Source organism: Fuscovulum ytuae, from assembly GCF_029953595.1.
GTDB lineage: Bacteria > Pseudomonadota > Alphaproteobacteria > Rhodobacterales > Rhodobacteraceae > Paragemmobacter > Paragemmobacter ytuae.
Map to the genome: position 1 here is coordinate 280425 of NZ_CP124535.1, position 15659 is coordinate 296083.

The 15659-nt window shown below is 63.1% G+C and carries 18 protein-coding genes and 2 tRNA genes; 14 read left to right on the top strand and 6 right to left on the bottom strand.

Annotation, left to right across the window (positions count from 1 at the left end; translation table 11 throughout):
- Positions 1-46 precede the first annotated feature (46 nt).
- Positions 47-544, top strand: coding sequence for a MarR family winged helix-turn-helix transcriptional regulator (locus QF092_RS01370; protein WP_281466888.1), 498 nt, complete (start codon positions 47-49; stop codon positions 542-544).
- Positions 545-550: 6 nt separating this feature from the next.
- Here the strand turns inward: QF092_RS01370 and QF092_RS01375 are convergent, their stop codons facing one another.
- From QF092_RS01375 to QF092_RS01385, 3 genes are all read right to left on the bottom strand, one after another.
- Positions 551-2608, bottom strand: a complete 2058-nt coding sequence (locus QF092_RS01375) for a capsular polysaccharide biosynthesis protein (RefSeq protein ID WP_281466890.1) — start codon at positions 2606-2608, stop codon at positions 551-553.
- Positions 2609-2615: 7 nt separating this feature from the next.
- Positions 2616-3749, bottom strand: a complete 1134-nt coding sequence (locus QF092_RS01380) for a polysaccharide biosynthesis/export family protein (protein ID WP_281470123.1) — start codon at positions 3747-3749, stop codon at positions 2616-2618.
- A 96-nt stretch (positions 3750-3845) separates the two neighbouring features.
- Entirely contained in the window at positions 3846-5135 is a 1290-nt protein-coding gene (locus tag QF092_RS01385) for a capsule biosynthesis protein (RefSeq protein ID WP_281466892.1), read from the bottom strand.
- A 185-nt stretch (positions 5136-5320) separates the two neighbouring features.
- Between QF092_RS01385 and QF092_RS01390 the strand changes: the two genes are divergently transcribed.
- The 8 genes from QF092_RS01390 (at position 5321) to QF092_RS01425 (ending at position 10245) form a co-directional block, all read left to right on the top strand.
- A complete protein-coding gene (locus QF092_RS01390) occupies positions 5321-5920 on the top strand; it encodes a riboflavin synthase (RefSeq protein WP_281466896.1) in 600 nt (199 codons plus the stop codon).
- A complete protein-coding gene (locus QF092_RS01395) occupies positions 5908-6495 on the top strand; it encodes a hypothetical protein (protein ID WP_281466898.1) in 588 nt (195 codons plus the stop codon). Before QF092_RS01390 ends, QF092_RS01395 begins: the two co-directional genes overlap by 13 nt.
- 216 nt (positions 6496-6711) lie before the next feature.
- Entirely contained in the window at positions 6712-7809 is a 1098-nt protein-coding gene (ribB, locus tag QF092_RS01400) for a 3,4-dihydroxy-2-butanone-4-phosphate synthase (protein WP_281466900.1), read from the top strand.
- 3 nt (positions 7810-7812) lie between these two features.
- Entirely contained in the window at positions 7813-8313 is a 501-nt protein-coding gene (locus QF092_RS01405; RefSeq protein ID WP_281466902.1) for a 6,7-dimethyl-8-ribityllumazine synthase, read from the top strand.
- Positions 8310-8771, top strand: a complete 462-nt coding sequence (gene nusB, locus QF092_RS01410; protein WP_281466904.1) for a transcription antitermination factor NusB — start codon at positions 8310-8312, stop codon at positions 8769-8771. Before QF092_RS01405 ends, nusB begins: the two co-directional genes overlap by 4 nt.
- A gap of 116 nt (positions 8772-8887) precedes the next feature.
- Positions 8888-9208 carry a hypothetical protein gene (locus tag QF092_RS01415; RefSeq protein WP_281466906.1) on the top strand — a complete coding sequence of 107 codons (321 nt, stop codon included), beginning with the start codon at positions 8888-8890 and terminating at the stop codon, positions 9206-9208.
- Positions 9209-9275: 67 nt separating this feature from the next.
- Positions 9276-9521: a hypothetical protein gene (locus QF092_RS01420; RefSeq protein ID WP_281466908.1), complete on the top strand. Its 246-nt coding sequence runs from the start codon at positions 9276-9278 to the stop codon at positions 9519-9521.
- Positions 9522-9783: 262 nt separating this feature from the next.
- Complete coding sequence (locus tag QF092_RS01425) at positions 9784-10245, top strand: MmcB family DNA repair protein (RefSeq protein ID WP_281466910.1); 462 nt, start codon at positions 9784-9786, stop codon at positions 10243-10245.
- A 3-nt stretch (positions 10246-10248) separates the two neighbouring features.
- Here the strand turns inward: QF092_RS01425 and QF092_RS01430 are convergent, their stop codons facing one another.
- On the bottom strand, positions 10249-10467 hold the full coding sequence (locus QF092_RS01430) for a DUF6324 family protein (protein ID WP_281466912.1): 219 nt from the start codon (positions 10465-10467) through the stop codon (positions 10249-10251).
- A gap of 141 nt (positions 10468-10608) precedes the next feature.
- Here QF092_RS01430 and QF092_RS01435 point away from each other — a divergent pair.
- Positions 10609-10685, top strand: a tRNA-His gene (locus QF092_RS01435).
- Between the two features lie 28 nt (positions 10686-10713).
- Here QF092_RS01435 and QF092_RS01440 read toward each other — a convergent pair.
- Entirely contained in the window at positions 10714-11508 is a 795-nt protein-coding gene (locus QF092_RS01440) for a lytic murein transglycosylase (RefSeq protein WP_281466915.1), read from the bottom strand.
- Positions 11509-11757: 249 nt separating this feature from the next.
- Here QF092_RS01440 and QF092_RS01445 point away from each other — a divergent pair, with 249 nt between their 5' ends.
- The 3 genes from QF092_RS01445 to QF092_RS01455 all read left to right on the top strand — a co-directional run bounded on the left by QF092_RS01445 (position 11758) and on the right by QF092_RS01455 (position 14610).
- The gene (locus tag QF092_RS01445) at positions 11758-13512 is read left to right on the top strand and encodes a hypothetical protein (RefSeq protein WP_281466917.1); all 1755 of its coding nucleotides are present in this window, start codon (positions 11758-11760) and stop codon (positions 13510-13512) included.
- Entirely contained in the window at positions 13509-14021 is a 513-nt protein-coding gene (locus tag QF092_RS01450; RefSeq protein ID WP_281466919.1) for a TadE/TadG family type IV pilus assembly protein, read from the top strand. Before QF092_RS01445 ends, QF092_RS01450 begins: the two co-directional genes overlap by 4 nt.
- 70 nt (positions 14022-14091) lie before the next feature.
- On the top strand, positions 14092-14610 hold the full coding sequence (locus tag QF092_RS01455; protein WP_281466921.1) for a hypothetical protein: 519 nt from the start codon (positions 14092-14094) through the stop codon (positions 14608-14610).
- Positions 14611-14650: 40 nt separating this feature from the next.
- Here QF092_RS01455 and QF092_RS01460 read toward each other — a convergent pair.
- Positions 14651-14725 (bottom strand) — tRNA-Glu (locus tag QF092_RS01460).
- Positions 14726-14894: 169 nt separating this feature from the next.
- Here QF092_RS01460 and QF092_RS01465 point away from each other — a divergent pair.
- A complete protein-coding gene (locus QF092_RS01465) occupies positions 14895-15659 on the top strand; it encodes a LamB/YcsF family protein (RefSeq protein ID WP_281466923.1) in 765 nt (254 codons plus the stop codon).

Consider the following 15659-nt stretch of genomic DNA (forward strand, 5'->3'; position numbering starts at 1 on the left):
TTTTTCGACGAATCTGCCCTTCGTGACATGGTTGCGGAGGGTTGCGATGACGGTGCAGGACATGGTGCTGGATGGGTCGGAACGGGCCTTCCATGCGGGTTATCTTGATATGCTGGGGCTGGTGGAACGGTTGCACCGCCTGCTTCTGGACGTGATCAAGGATGAATTTGAACGCCTTCGGATCGTGGAAGTGAACCCTGTTCAGGGTCTTTTGCTGTTCAATATCGGCGAAAATGAACTCAGCGCCGGGGAATTGAAAACGCGCGGTTTCTATCAGGGCTCGAATGTGAGCTACAATCTGAAGAAACTGGTTGAGGCGGGCTATATGCATCATCAACGGTCGGATGTGGACCGCCGTTCCGTCCGCGTGAAACTGACGGAAAAGGGACGCAAGCTCCGCACGATGATTGCCGAACTTTTCGCCCGCCATGCCGCGCTGATCTATCGGCGTGGGGTGCTGGACCTGTCGGCGATCGATCAGATCGGCCAAGGCCTTCGGCGGACCGAACGGCTTTGGATGGAACAGATCCGCTATATCTACTGATCCGGGCTAGCGCCGCCAAAGATGCGCATGTCCCGCAAAGGCCCCCTGCAGTTTCGCCAGCAGGCGATTGGCGCGGCCGGGATGCGGGATTGGCCCATGGGCAAGCCTGTCCAATGCGACCTCGGGCGGGCAGGGGCGGCGGGTGACCGGGTCGAAATAGCGCGGATAGGCGATCAGCGCGGCATGTGCCAATGCTGCCAGCGTCGGGCGCGGTTGCAGGCTGCCATCGGCGCGGCGCGACCGCCGCGACGGAACCGGGCCAAGATCGCGGGTCAGGCCCCAGCCCGCATAGAAGGGCACGCCCAGTGTAGTAACAGGCTTGCCCCGCAGCAGTGCCTCGAACCCAAGGGTGGAGGTGATGGTCCAGACCTCGTCACAAGCCGCGATCAAGGCGATGGGATCGGCTTGGGTCAGCACCGCGTCGGCAAGGCCCGCCAAGGCCGCAGGGTTTATGGAACCGGGGCGCAGCCCCGCCTCCACATCTGGATGCGGTTTGTAAAGGATCACTGCATCGGGGTTCGCCGCACGCGCGGCTTCCAGCAGGGCAAGGTTTGTCTTCACCTCGCCCGCGCCCAGCCGGATCGAGGCGTCATCTTCCACCTGTCCCGGCACAAGGATGCGGTGCCCCTGTGGCAGATCGGGCAGGGGCGCGCAGGTCAGGTTATATTTGGAAACTTGCAGCGCGATCAGGCGCGCGATCAACCGTTCCGCCCGCCCCACGCCACCGGGGGGCGGGGGGGCAAGGATCAACCGCTCCAACCGGCTTTCGCGGGTGGGGTCAAAATAAAGGCCAAGGTCATCCATCACCAGTGACAGGGGCGGGATCAGATCCGCCCCCAATCCGCGCGACCGCAGAAAGCCGTCCTCGACCCGGATCAGCCCCGGCAGATCGGGCGCGCGGTCGCCCCAGCCGATCAACCGCCGCCCGCTCTTTGCCGCGATCCGCGCGGCCTTCTCGGGGCTGTCGGCAAAGACCACAGGTTTTTCGCGCCCGAAAACCTGTTGCAGGGGCGCGCGTTTCCACAGCCGCATCTTCAGCGCGACATGGCCGTAGCGATCCGCCCGCCACGCGAAAACATCGGCCTCCAACTGATCAAGCGCCTCTTCGAAACTGCACAGCCGGTTCCGGCAGGGATCAACCCATGTCGGGGCAAGGATCATCGCGGCGGCAAAAAGCTGTGCGCGGGTCAGGCTGCGACGGCGACGGGGCAGGGGCTGTTCATCGACGGTTAGACCCCAACCGGCATAGAAAGGCTGGCCAAAGACGCGGGGCCGATGGCCTGCAAGGATCGCCTCGAACCCCATCTGCGACGAGACAGTATAGACAGCAATCGCCCCCTCCAGCAGCGCCCAAGGCGAGATTGGGTCGTCGCAAAGCGTAACCCCCGGTGGCAGATGCGCGGCATCGAAATGACCCGGGCGCAGGCCCGCGCGGGTTTCGGGATGCGTCTTGATCACGATCCGCGCGGTGGGATGTTCCTCGCGCGCGGTGGCAAGCATGGTTTGAAACGTGGCCTCCGACGCCCCCGAATAGCGGATCGAGGCATCGCCGCGCGTCTGATCCACCAGCAGCACATAGCCCGGCGGTGGCGCGGCCATCCCTGGGTCATGAATGTTGTATTTAGATAAGTGGCCAGCCTGAATTCGACCAATTCCATCCTTTGCTCGAAGCAAAAGGTTCGAATCGTTCAATTCATTCTGACGCAATATCTCTTCGATCAGCGACGGCGCACTGCCGTCATAATGCAGCCCAACCGGATCGATCAGGAGGCCAAGGGGGCCATTGCCGCGCCCCCTTTGCCGCCCCGGACGCAAGGACCGCAGAAAGGCATCCTCAACCCGGATCAGCGGCGCGCCGTGACGCGACGCCGCCCTCTCACCGCGCCACGCGGTCGGAGACTGCCCCCAGACCACCACCCCTTCGCCGGGGCGGGGAAGGCCCGCGCGCAACTCATGCCCCGCCGCGGCGAGAATGCGCCGAAGGTCGGGGTTCAGAAAGCCGCCATTCAGGAAACGCAACCGCCGGGGAATGGCCCCGGCGGTGCTGTTGGATTGGTCCGGCATGACCGGCTCAGTTCGTCCCGGTGGCACTTGCCAAGGAATTCGCCGCACTGGTGGCGCCGGTAAGCGCACCGATGGCCTTTTGCCACTGCACATAAGGCGCTTCGGTCACATAGACCGTATCGCCATCGCGGATGATGAAATCGCGCGCCTCGAACATCCCCGTGGGTTGGGTCAGATCAAGCACATAGATCATGCGCTGCGCCCCCACCAGATCGTTGCGGCCCAGAACCACATTCGCCACTTCCGCCGGTTCGTTACGCAGCACGAAAACGCCTGTCGGATCGGCAAGGCTGGTGTTCAGCCCGCCGACAATGGCCAAGGCTTCGATCGCGGAAAGGTTCTGCGTTTCAAAGGGGACGCGGTTTTGCGCCCCGGTTGCGCCCATGGCGACAAAGGCACGGGTGTCTTCTTCGATCACGATGCTGTCGCCCGGACGCAGCGCGATATCAAGCCGCGGGTTTTCATACAGGTCCAGAAGCCAGACCTTCCCGGTATGGCCATTCCGCGTCACGCGCACGATGGCGGTTTCCGGGTCGATCGATACGCCGCCCGCACGTGCGATCATGGATGAAAGCGTCCGTGTCGGGCGTTCGATGGCATAAACCCCCTGCGCCCCTGCCGCGCCGGAAATCGTGACGGTCGACCCGTCGCCGGCAATCCGCTGCACGATCACCTGCGGATCGGGCGTTTGCGGGTCAAGTTTCTTGGCGATCTCGGTTCGCAATTCTTCGGGCGAGGCGCCCGCGGCACGGATGCGACCGGCATAGGGGATAAAGATGAAACCCTCGCCATCCACCTGCAATTCGCTCAGCTGCGAAAGGCGCTGGCCGGTATTGCCCAGCAGGGGGTCATCCTTGACGTTTTCATAAACGGTGACCGAAAGCCGATCCCCGGCCGCAATCGTATCCGATCCGATGCGACCCGCGCTTAGGAAGCTGGAAGAAAAGCCAAGTGCGGGCGTTACCGCCGTGGCTTGCGCCACACGGCTGTTCACCGTCACCACAAAGGCATCCCCTTCCCGCAGGACGGACCCTGCAAAAAGCTCTGCCTTGTTTGGGCCACTGCGCGGAAGGCCGCAGCCTGCCACTGCGCCCACCATAAGAATAAGGGCCGCGGCCCGCGCCCCGTTCGATACCGTCATTTTCACTGCTCGGGCTCCTTGGATGGAGTTTGCCTCAAGTTTTGACGGTAACCCTACAGGAAGACGGGCGGATTTGCCAAATACCTTCTTTCCGCCTCATGCCACGGGATGCAACTGTTGCCGATGCGCCGCGTTTCCAAGGCGCAGCGCATCATAGGGATCGTCGGGCGACAGCATCATATCGGTGACCTGACGCAGCAATTCGCGCCGCCCGCGCGCCGAATAAAAGCCGCCTGGAACTTGGGACGTTTCCAAAAGATAGCGGCGGAAATCCCGATAGGCACGCAGGTCGGGCCGGGTTGGCGCAGCAAAGAAGGCAGGCAGTGGCTGGTCCGATACGAATTCCGGCTTGGCATAGACCGCCGCGCCAAAAGTCCGCAGCGGCAATCCCCGCCACAGCACCTGTTGGCCCGCCGTCGAATTCACCGTCACCGCCGACCGGGCAAGGTTCAGCAGCGTGCCAAGCTTGCCGCCGGGGATGTAGTGAACCCGCGCCTCCACCCCGTGCAGCTGGGCCAGACGGCGTATTTCGGCGCGCAGCGGCACCCGGCCATCTTCCAAAGGATGCGCCTTGAAGACCAAATGATGATGTTGCGGCGCACCTGCGGCGAAACCCTCCATCACCAGGGCAAGGAATTCCGTCATCGATTGAAAGGGGGAATGGGTCCGAAAGCTGGCATCATGTTCAAGTTGCAGCAGAACCAGATGCAGCGGATGGCCCGAATGCCGGATCAGCGTGGTGCGCAGCATGCGCTCCCACCGGTGGAAGGGTTGCAGCACAAGGCGACGCAGGTGCAGCTTCGCCTCTTGCCAGACAGTCAAGGCCCGGTGCGGGCGATAGCCCGGATAGGCCCGCGCGCCGATAAAGACGAACCAGTGATAGAAGGCCCCCCAAAAGATATGCTGTCGCATATCGCCCCAAGAGGTGGGCGCATCCGGTTGATCTGACGGCGAACGGGCAAGGGCTGCGCGCATATCCTCCAGCGACAGGCGCATCAGGCGCGAATTGCCATTCGATCCGCCGCGTTCATAGGTCACCCAATAGGGGCGCAGATAGCCTTCCTCGAACACATGCAGCGTCAGGCCACGGGTATGGGCCGCCGTGACGGCTGCGGCATGAACGGGCCGCGTGTCGCCATAAAGCACGATATCGGTGATACCCAGTTCGGCAATCAGCGCATCCAGCTTGGCAGGCCAAAGCTCCACCTTGTCGCGGAAGGGGATATAGCTGGCCCGATCCGGCCAGAAGGCCTGATCGCCGCGGTTGAATCCCACGCGATGCACATCCGCCCCCGCCGCGCAGAGCATCTTGCCCAAACGGTAGAAAAACGGCCCATGCGGACCCTGAAGGAAAAGGAAGCTGCGGCCTTGGCCGGATACTCGCATCTTGCGCCCCACTTGGACGGGCCTCCCTTCGCTCTCCTGCCTTTGGCTGCACGAAAGATAGGCGTTACTCATTACCGGGACCAGCATGACGATGCTCCGGGGCAGAATTAGGGCGGATTGCGATGCATTGAACAAGACCACGCGCAAGGCTAGGTCTTGGTCGGAAGAAGATAAGGAGAGGCGCGATGTTCACCGGGATCGTCACGGATATCGGCGAGGTGCTAGAGGTCGAACGTCGTGGCGACCTGCGCGCCCGCATCGGCACGGGCTATGATGTCGGCGGCATCGATATCGGCGCCTCCATCGCCTGCGATGGTGTCTGCCTCACGGTTATCGCACTCGGCACTGCCCCGCAAAACTGGTTTGACGTGGAAATCAGCGCCGAAAGCCTGTCAAAGACCAATCTGGGCAATTGGGGGCCCGGAAGCCGCATCAACCTCGAACGCGCGCTGAAGGTGGGCGATGAACTGGGCGGCCACATCGTGTCGGGCCATGTCGATGGTCTGGCCGAAGTGGTGGGCCTGCGCCCCGAGGGCGACTCGCTCCGCGTCACCTTTCGCGCGCCGCATGCCTTGGCAGGCTTCATCGCGCCGAAGGGATCCGTCGCGCTGAATGGCACCTCGCTTACGGTGAATGAGGTGGAGGGGACGGATTTCGGCATCAATTTCATCCCGCACACGCAAAAGGCCACCACTTGGGGCGGGGTCAAGCTGGGGGATCGCATCAACCTCGAGGTGGATACGATGGCGCGCTATGTCGCGCGGCTGCGTGAGTGGGGGCAGTGACTGGCCTTGGCCATAACGGCGGCCCGTCGCTGGAACCGGGGTTCGGGTGGCGCAAGCATTGCTGGACGGCGGCCCGCGCGCGGCTTCTGCCCACGCTTCCCATCGAGGTGGTCCGCCTGCGGGTGAAGCGGGCGGCGGAACTGGGCCTTGATTACCGCAGCTATGCCTCGGTCCGGGCGGCGACGGGACATGATGTTGTGGCCTTGCTCTTTTCGTCGAACGCGCTGCGGATGGTCGCGCCAAACCCGACCTTGCCCATGGATCGCGCCGCGAAACTGGCCGCATTGCGTGAGTGCGGCCGCGTCGCGCTGGCGATCCGACCGTTGACGGTGGCGCAGCTTGCGGGGGCAGGGGGGCAGGCGCTTGATGCCGTCCATCCCGCGCCCGAATTGCTGGGCCGCTGGGGCGCGGCGGGGGCGGCGGTGCGTGCCGCTTTGGGCCGGGTGCCGGGGGATCGCGTGATCCTTGTGGGCGATACCGCGCTGGAACGGGACTGGTGCGCGGCCGGTCGTTTGGCCGGATGGGTTCCGTCGGATCGCTATTTCGCGACAGGCCAAGGGGGCGGCGAAATCTGACGCAGATTTCGCGTCGTTTTCTGACGCAGAAAACGAAGCCACCCCTTCCGGCGCGGGTGACCGGAAAATGCGTCATTTTCCGCCGCGTTTTCTGCGTCAGAAAACGCCCCCACCCCTGCCATATGTCGATGCACAACGGCTGTGCGTCGCCTCTGCACTGGCCTTTGGCCGCGCTGCGCGCTAGGACGCTTGGCACAAGCTGCAAGGGCCATCCGCATGAGCGAGACGAAGACTGATTTTTCCGATGCCATCTCTTCGGTGGAAGAGATCATCGAAGATGCCCGCAACGGGCGCATGTTCATTCTGGTGGATCACGAAGACCGCGAAAACGAAGGCGATCTGGTCATCCCCGCCCAGATGTGTACGCCCTCGGCCATCAACTTCATGGCCACCCATGGGCGTGGGCTGATCTGCCTTGCGCTGCCGGCCGCGCGGATCGATGCACTGGGCCTTCCGTTGATGAGCCCCAAGAACTCCAGCCGCCACGAAACCGCCTTCACCCTGTCGATCGAGGCGCGCGAAGGCGTGACCACCGGCATTTCGGCGGCAGATCGGGCGCGCACCGTATCGGTCGCCATAGACCCCACCAAGGGCGCGGCGGATATTGCCACACCCGGCCATATCTTCCCTCTGCGGGCGCGGGATGGCGGCGTCTTGGTGCGCGCAGGCCATACCGAGGCAGCGGTGGATGTGTCGCGCCTTGCTGGCCTCAACCCGTCGGGCGTGATCTGCGAGATCATGAATGACGACGGCACCATGGCCCGCCTGCCAGACCTTGTGTCCTTTGCCCAGAAGCATGGGCTTAAGATCGGCACGATTTCCGACCTGATCGCTTATCGCCGTCGACATGACAATCTGGTCAACGAAAAGGCGGTGAAAGCCGTCACCTCCGCCCATGGCGGCGATTGGCTGATGCGGGTCTTTGCCGATGAAACTCAAGGGGCCGAACATGTCGTCCTGACCAAGGGCGATCTGACGGGGGTCGATCCGGTTCTGGTGCGTGTCCATGCGCTCAACCCGCTTGAGGATGTGCTGGGCGTGGGCGGCGGCGGCGATCTGCCGGCCGCCATGCGCCTGATCGCGGCGGAAGGCCGGGGCGTCGTGGTCCTTTTGCGCGACACGGCCATGAAGATGGTCGAAGGGGGCGAACATTCGCCCCAAACCCTGCGCCAATACGGGCTTGGCGCGCAGATCCTTTCTGCGCTGGGCCTGTCGAAGATCACGCTGGTGACGAATTCCGCAGCCCCCAAGGTTGTGGGGCTTGAGGCTTATGGATTGTCCATCGCGGGCACGCGCCCGATCCGGGAGGTATAGGTCATGGCGGCGAATGAAGGTCACTACACCCTGCCTCTGCCGGTCTTCGACAAGCCGGTGAAACTGTTGATTGTCGTGGCCCCCTATTACCGCGACATCGCCGACAACCTGATCGCAGGCGCGCGCGCGATGGCGGCGAAATGCGGGGCCGAGGTCGATCTGGTCGAAGTGCCCGGTGCTTTGGAAGTGCCCACCGCCATCGCCATGGCGGAACGTCAGGCCAAATATGATGGCTATGTTGCGCTGGGCTGCGTGATCCGGGGGGAAACCACCCATTACGACACGGTCTGCAATGACAGCAGCCGCGCCCTCTCGCTTCTTGGTTTGCAAGGGGCCTGCATCGGCAACGGTATCTTGACGGTTGAAAACAAACCGCAGGCCGAGGTGCGGGCCGATCCGATGGGGCAGGACAAGGGCGGCGGCGCGGCAGCGGCGGCCTTGCATCTGATCGCGCTTTCGCGCAATTGGGCGGGCCAAACCAAGGGGATCGGATTCCGCGCATGACCGCGCCTGACGCCAAACGCATGAGATCGGCCTCACGGCTTTATGCCGTGCAGGCCCTGTTCCAGATGGAAGCCAGCGGCCAGACCGTCGAATCCGTCACCCGCGAATTCGAAACCCACCGCTTTGGCGAGGTCTTCGAAGATGCCGAAATGGAAGAGGGCGATCCCAACCATTTCCGCAAGGTCGTCGATGCCGCCGTGAACTGGCAGGCCAAGATCGATCAGCTGACCGACCGCGCGCTGGTCGCGAAATGGCCCATCGACCGGATCGATCCCGTCCTGCGCGCCCTCTTTCGCGCGGCGGGGGGGGAAATCGTGGGGATGGACACGCCGCCCAAGGTGGCGATCACCGAATATGTCGATGTCGCCAAGGCCTTCTTCCCCGAAGGCAAGGAATCAAAATTCGTCAATGCCGTGCTGGATCATATGGCGCGCGAGGCAAAGCCCGCCGCTTTCTAGGGCGGTCACGGGCGGGATCTCGCTGGAATGGGGGGCCTTGCGCCCCCTGCGTCATTTTGGATGTGGACCTTGCCGGGCAAGGGGCTAGGCTCTCTCTGTAATCAGGGAGTCGTGAGATGCCGAAACTCGTGCGCCTTTATATCCAAAGCATCGCAGTGGGCTTTGCTCTGTCCGTCCTGTTCCTTGGCGCACTGCTGTGGCTCGACATCGGCGGTCTGGGCGGGTTGATCCTTGGGTCCAGCACGGGCTTTGTTGCGGCAGCGATGCTGATCGTCTTCAATGGGATCATCTTTTCGGGCGCGCAATTCGCCTATGTCATCATGCGCATGGCCGATCATGACGATGGCCCGCGCGGTGGCCGCGCGGTCCGGCTGGAACCGATCCCGGTCAAGGTCGCGGCGCAAAAGACCCCGGTAAAGCGGGCGCTGCGCCGCTAAGGCCGCCCGCACCCTTTACCCAAGGCAATTGGGCCCTAGCTGGTGACGGGATCACCGGAGGGTCGCCATGCCGAAACTGATCCGCCTTTATATCGACAGCGTCCTTCTGGGCTTTGCCCTTGGCATCGGCTTTGTTCTTCTGCTCGTCATCCTTGACGTGGCGCAGATCGGGCGGTTGGTGCTGACCGGGCGGGACGGGTTGCTTGCCGCCGGGATGATGGCCGTCTTCTTCGGCGGCCTTTTCGCCTCTGTCCAATTCGCGCTGCGCGTCGTCACGATTGGCGCGCAGGATGGTTCCGACAAAAAGCGCTAGGTGGCGGGCCCGCAGCGACCGTGGATGGCATGGTTTCCCGAGAGCCAGAGGTCTCAGGTGGGCGCCAGATAGCAGGACCAGGATCCTGCCAGAGCCAGCCCCCATTCGGTTGCTTATCGGCCACTGGAAAAGAGCCTCGCACGCGAAGAGCAGCACCCGCCGCCTATGCAGATAGGGCGAGCCGCCCGTTACAGCAAGGCCGATCTTCTGACCGGCCCACCGGGGGCTTGCAGGATGTTCACGATTGGTTCATGTTTGGCGCATGGAACAGGCCGTCGAACCCTTGCCCGCCCAACCCGGACAGCGCCTTGCGCGTGGCGTCTGCCGTGGTCTGCGCGCGCTTGATTTCGTGACGGTCGAGGAATTGGTGCCGACACCCGGCCTTAGGGTCGATGTCATGGCGCTTGGTCCCAAGGGCGAGGTCTGGGTTGTCGAATGCAAATCCGGCCGCGCCGATTATGCGGCGGATCGCAAATGGCAGGGCTATCTGGATTGGTGTGACAGGTTCTTCTGGGCGGTGGATGCGGATTTTCCGGTGGACCTTCTGCCCGAAGGAACCGGCCTGATCCTTGCCGATGCCTATGATGCCGAGATTTTGCGCATGGGGCCAGAGGTGCCGCTGGCCCCGGCACGGCGCAAGGTGATGGTGCAGAAATTCGCCCGCCATGCGGCGCTGCGCCTGCAAGCGGCGCGCGATCCCGGTGCGATGGTCGCGGGCTGGTAAGGCTTAGCGACGGCCCGGTTTCTTGGGCGCGCTGCTGCCGACGCTGCGCGCGGCTTCGGCTGCGGCGCGCAATTCCTCGGCAATCTCTTCCGCCTCATCCGGGTCAAAGTCGAGAGGCAGTTCAATCCCGCCTTCCGCCTCCACATAGATGCGCACCATGCCCTGATCGGTGGGGCCGATCTGGATGTTGGCGGCGATATCGCTTTGCTTGTCGATGCCCATGTTCGCGCGTCCCGTTACCGTCTTCTCCTGCCCTAGCGCGGGATGCAGGGCGAGGCAAGCCGGACCGGGCCCAAGCACTTGGTCAAAGGGGCAATCATCCTCTTGCAATCGTCGGGGCAGGGGGGTAAACGGCCCGCGAGTGCCGCCTTAGCTCAGTTGGTTAGAGCACCAGATTGTGGATCTGGGGGTCCCCCGTTCGAGCCGGGGAGGCGGTACCATTCCTCCGAAACAACCGCCCTGCCAGTGTCAGCCGTCGATCCGTGCGCCCATCAGGGCGATGGCTTGCTGATAGACGGTGGCCGCGTTCCATTCCTCGATCACCGCGAAATTCGGCTGGCCTTCCTGATAGCCCGCACCGGGACGCCACCCCTTCTGGCGCAGGAAATTCGCCGTGGACGCCATGGCATCGACCAGATCGGTCAGATCGACGCGGCCGTCCCCATTGCCATCCACCCCATAGGTCAGCGCATTGCCGGGCAGGAACTGGGTATGCCCCAACTCGCCATGTTTCGCCCCCACCGTCGCGGGCGAGATCGTCCCCTGATCCACCAGTTTCAGCGCGGCGATCAGATGCGGGGTGAAGAAATCGGAACGACGGCAATCATAGGACAGGGTGGCGATGGCCGAGACGACATTGGTATCGCCCATGAAATTGCCAAACCCCGTTTCCATCCCGTGAATGGCGATCAAGACACCCGCAGGCACGCCATATTGCCGTTCCAGCGCGGCATAGAAATCGGGGTTCTGCGCCTTGCGCTTGCGCCCGATGCTGACGATGGCATCGGCCCCCCGCACCTCTAGGAATTTCTCAAGGCTATAGCGAAAGCTTTTCTGATTGCGATCCGCCCCGATCGTCGCCTTGGAATAGCGCGTCGCCATCAATGCCTCGATCCCGCGCCGTCCCACCCCCGCCGCCTCTGCCTCGGCGGCCATGAGGGGTTTCCACGCCTCATACTGCCCTCCGGTGTCAGAACAGGTCACCGCCAAAGCGGGCGAGCTAAGGCCAAGGATCAGGGCAATATGCGCAGCAATAGCTTTCATGAAAGGCCGGGGCGACATTTTACACCACATAGAAGGAACATCCTGCGCGCAGGATAGGCAAGATCGCCCATCAAGCAAGCCATTGCTGCGCCGCTGCTCGCCCGCCGCAGATCATCCTGTGCGGGCAGCGTGGCCTTTTCACCGCGCTCTTTCGGGACATTCAGGCCACGCACCGGACGGGCTTGCCCTCGCTGCCGCAGCGTGTACCTTCTGTTTCGTTAAATGGTTCACGGTTGGTGGTTGAAAAGTATGCAGTTCTTTCGGTCCGAGCGGGGGGGGCTTCTGCCCTTCACTCTCATCGTTATGGGGACTGTCATCCTGATCGGTGCTTTGGCCGTGAACACGGTCCGCGTCGAACATGGGCGGTCTTTGTCCCAATCCGTCCTCGATATCTGCGTGTTGAACGCCGCCGCGCAGCGCCAGACGCTTCCCCCGCGCGATGTGTTCGACGACTGCCTTGAAAAACACGGTTTCGAGGCAACGATCACCAGCTTCAACGCCACCACAGGGCGCGAGAAATCGGTCACCGCCACCGCCGACCTTTCCGTCGAAAGCTTCTTCCTGCAAGACCCGGTGACCTATGAACTGGGCGTTGCCTCCACCGCGCAGGAAACGTTCAGCAATCTGGAAATCGTTCTGGCGCTGGATGTCTCGGCTTCCATGAACCTTGCGTCACCGATCTCCACCAATCCAATGGGCGATCTGAAGGCGGCGGCGAATACATTTGTCAGCCAGATGCTGGCCGAAGACACGCAAGGTAATGTCAAGATCGCCATCGTTCCTTATAATACTCAGGTCAATCTGGGTGCGACGCTGGGCAACCAGTTCAACCTCACCGATGTGCCGCTGAATATCATGAATGGTGCCACCCGGATCGGGCCGGATGTCACCCAACAGCGCTGTGTCGAACTGCCTGCCACTGGCTATGACAGCACCGCCATCTCCACCACCGCGCCGTTGCCTGCCACGCCCTTTGTCGACATGCTGGGCAGCACCAACCAGACCAACGCCCGCACCGCGCCGACCAGCACCACCTTTGCCGTCGCGACCTTGCAGGAAAACCTCTGCAGCTTCTTTCGCCTAAACCCGTCTCCGGCGACCAATAACGTGGTCTTCCCGCCCGATTTCGGCTTTGAAGCCCTTGGCACCCCGGCGCAGCGCATCGCTGCCCTTCAGGCCAAGATCAACGCATTGGTCGCCACGTCCAACACCTCGATCAATCTGGGCATGCGCTGGGCCATGGCCTTTCTCGACCCCGCGATGCAGGATGCCTATACCGCCCTGCGCCAAAGCAACCTGATGCCGCCCAGCACGGTGGGCCATCCGCGCGCCTTCACCGATCAAAGCGCGATCAAGGTGATCGTCCTGATGTCGGACGGGACCAATGTCGATGAACCAAGGCTGAACCCGGCCTATCTCAGCGGCCCGTCGCCCTTCTGGATCGGCAATGACAACAACCTTTCGTGGCACAATCCGTTGCGTCCGGGCCCTGACCAATATTGGGTGCCGCATTTAACGGCCACCGCGGGCAATGCGCCAGGGGGCTGGCGGGCGGTGCCATGGCAGAACGCCACCAGCACGGGCCTGCCCGCGCGGCAGATGGATTGGCGCGAGGTGTGGCGCCGCATGAAGGTGCGCTACGTGGCTTGGGAATTCCACGCGCGTTCGGTCAATCAGGCCACTGGGATAGGGGCGGCGCGCGCCGCCAACACTGCCGAACGCCAAGCCGCCTTCGAGGCTGCGCTGGCAGACTATCTGCCCCCCGGCCTGACCGTGACCGCCGCCACCAAGGATGCCCAACTGACCGAGGCCTGCAACCTCGCCCGCGCCAGCAACATCTTCGTCTATTCGATCTTATTTGAAACCGAGACGACCAATTCCCCCACGCTCGAGTCCTGCGCACGCAGTGCGTCCTTTTTCTTCTCCGCGTCCACGCCCGGCGCGCTTTCGCAGGCCTTCAACGACATCGCCCTCAACATTACCCAGCTTCAGTTGGCCGAATGACCCTGCGCCGTCGCCTTTGCCGCTTTGTCAGGGACAGACGCGCCGCCGCCAGCGTGGAATTCCTGTTCGCCTTCCCGATCATCTTCATGATGTTCATCATCATTCTGGAACTCTGTTTCCTGATGGCGCGCAACACCCTGCTGCAACAGGCGCTGGATGTGACGATGCGCGAGGTGCGCCTTGGTGCCATCACCGACCCCAGCGTGACCGCACTGGAAGGGCTGGTTTGCGACAGAATGCTTACGGTGTCTGATTGCGAGTCATCCATGGTGCTGGAATTCACCCGGGTGAATACGACGACCTTCGCCATGCCGGGACCGCAGGCCCCCTGCACCCGCCGCAGCGAAGAGATTCGGGCCGCGCGCGCCGGTGAAATCTATGACATCGGGGCCGAGAACGATCTAATGGTCGTCCGCGCCTGCCTTGTCGTCGATACGATCACGCCGATCTGGGACGATGCTTTCCAGCTTTTCGCCCGCACGGCCTTTGTCAATGAACCAGAGGACTAAGGGCGGAATGCGGTTCTGGCGCAGTCTTTCACGCTTTGGGCAAAACAGGTCCGGCTCCATCACGTTCGAGATGCTGGCCTCGGTCATCCTGCTCAACATGCTGATCATGGGCTTTTACTTGTGGTGGCAGGCCTATAACTCGCATGCCGTCACGGATCGGATGGCTTATACGATCAACGACCTGATCACCCGCCAGCGCGGGCTTGTTTTGGATCGCAGCTTTCTGGACGGGCTGGAAACCACGGCGGAATTCATCCTGAACCCGGAACAGAACGCCGCGATCCGCTTTACGCAGGTCACCTTGCAACCCGGTGCCGTGCCCGGCGACCCGCCCCAGATCCAAGTGGATTGGTCCTATTCACCCTGCGGCGCGCTGGCCTTGGCCGATGCCGGTCCGGGCTTTGATGCCAATGTGCTGCCTCTCATGGCGGTGGGGGCCACGATGATCGTGACGGATGTGCAGGTCCCGTTCGTTTCGACCTTCGATCTGGTGCCGTCGATCCTGTTCGAACGCCGCGCCGTGTCGCTCTATCGGTTTGAAACAAGCTTCGAGTTGCAAGGCACCGGCACATCAACCTGCATAGATTGATCCGGCAGGGGCCGGTCGTCGCATTGCATATCAAGGAAAGTGGCAGCCCGTAGGGGAGTCGAACCCCTCTTCCCAGGTTGAAAACCTGGTGTCCTAACCGATAGACGAACGGGCCACGCTGGCAGGTGGGCGGGATTTAGCGAAGCCGATAACCCTGCGCAAGGGGGATAATTCTCCCCGCCACGCTTTGCCGGGCCATGATCGGCGGCGAAGGGTTTCGCATTCCGCAAGTGACGGGCAGGATCGCCGCAAAAGACGGGGCCGAATCGGAAGGGGCGGGGGATATGCGCAAGATCGACCTGAATGCCGATCTGGGCGAAGGGTTCGGCCCATGGGCGATGGGCGATGATGCCGCGATGCTTGACGTGGTCACCTCGGCCAACATCGCCTGCGGTGGCCATGCCGGCGATCCCGAAGTGATGCATGATACCCTGCGCACCGCCGCCGCGCGGGGCGTCGTGGTTGGCGCGCATCCCGGCTACCCGGATCGCGAGGGCTTTGGCCGCCGGGTCATCCCGATGACGCCCGATGCCATCATCCGGATGGTCGCGGCCCAGATCGGCGCGCTGGCCGGGGTGGCGGCGCTGGCAGGCGTGCCGCTGCGCTACGTCAAGGCGCATGGGGCGCTTGCCAACCTCGCCGCCGATCGTGCCGAAGTTGCCACAGCCATCGCCACGGCGGTCGCGGCACAGCCAGGGCGGCTGGCCCTTCTTGCGATCTCCGGCACGGAACTTGAGGTGCAGGGCCGCAAGGCCGGCCTGCCCGTCGTGGCCGAGGTCTTTGCCGATCGCGCCTATCAGGCCGATGGCCGCCTTGTGCCGCGCGGGCAGCCGGGGGCGGTGCTGCATGATGCCGATCAGGCCGCCGCGCGCATGCTGCGCTTTGTCGAAACGGGGAAGATGCCGGTCCTTGGCGGGGGCGAAATCGCGCTTCAGGCAGGCTCCATCTGCGTGCATGGCGACAGCCCCGATGCGGTGGCCATGGCCCGCGCTGTCCGCAGCACGCTGGAAAAGGCGGGCGTCACGCTCTGCCCCTTTGCCGGGGGCTAA

Bases quoted from the DNA above. Each gene is read 5' to 3' on its own strand.
- QF092_RS01420 (WP_281466908.1), top strand. From the start codon at position 9,276: ATGCCGAAACTGATCCGCCTTTATATCGACAGCGTCCTTCTGGGCTTT.
- QF092_RS01450 (WP_281466919.1), top strand. From the start codon at position 13,509: ATGACCCTGCGCCGTCGCCTTTGCCGCTTTGTCAGGGACAGACGCGCC.
- QF092_RS01390 (WP_281466896.1), top strand. From the start codon at position 5,321: ATGTTCACCGGGATCGTCACGGATATCGGCGAGGTGCTAGAGGTCGAA.
- nusB (WP_281466904.1), top strand. From the start codon at position 8,310: ATGACCGCGCCTGACGCCAAACGCATGAGATCGGCCTCACGGCTTTAT.
- QF092_RS01430 (WP_281466912.1), bottom strand. From the start codon at position 10,467: ATGGGCATCGACAAGCAAAGCGATATCGCCGCCAACATCCAGATCGGC.
- QF092_RS01380 (WP_281470123.1), bottom strand. From the start codon at position 3,749: ATGACGGTATCGAACGGGGCGCGGGCCGCGGCCCTTATTCTTATGGTG.
- QF092_RS01445 (WP_281466917.1), top strand. From the start codon at position 11,758: ATGCAGTTCTTTCGGTCCGAGCGGGGGGGGCTTCTGCCCTTCACTCTC.
- QF092_RS01385 (WP_281466892.1), bottom strand. From the start codon at position 5,135: ATGCGAGTATCCGGCCAAGGCCGCAGCTTCCTTTTCCTTCAGGGTCCG.
- ribB (WP_281466900.1), top strand. From the start codon at position 6,712: ATGAGCGAGACGAAGACTGATTTTTCCGATGCCATCTCTTCGGTGGAA.
- QF092_RS01415 (WP_281466906.1), top strand. From the start codon at position 8,888: ATGCCGAAACTCGTGCGCCTTTATATCCAAAGCATCGCAGTGGGCTTT.
- QF092_RS01375 (WP_281466890.1), bottom strand. From the start codon at position 2,608: ATGCCGGACCAATCCAACAGCACCGCCGGGGCCATTCCCCGGCGGTTG.
- QF092_RS01465 (WP_281466923.1), top strand. From the start codon at position 14,895: ATGCGCAAGATCGACCTGAATGCCGATCTGGGCGAAGGGTTCGGCCCA.
- QF092_RS01405 (WP_281466902.1), top strand. From the start codon at position 7,813: ATGGCGGCGAATGAAGGTCACTACACCCTGCCTCTGCCGGTCTTCGAC.
- QF092_RS01370 (WP_281466888.1), top strand. From the start codon at position 47: ATGACGGTGCAGGACATGGTGCTGGATGGGTCGGAACGGGCCTTCCAT.
- QF092_RS01440 (WP_281466915.1), bottom strand. From the start codon at position 11,508: ATGAAAGCTATTGCTGCGCATATTGCCCTGATCCTTGGCCTTAGCTCG.
- QF092_RS01425 (WP_281466910.1), top strand. From the start codon at position 9,784: ATGGAACAGGCCGTCGAACCCTTGCCCGCCCAACCCGGACAGCGCCTT.
- QF092_RS01455 (WP_281466921.1), top strand. From the start codon at position 14,092: ATGCTGGCCTCGGTCATCCTGCTCAACATGCTGATCATGGGCTTTTAC.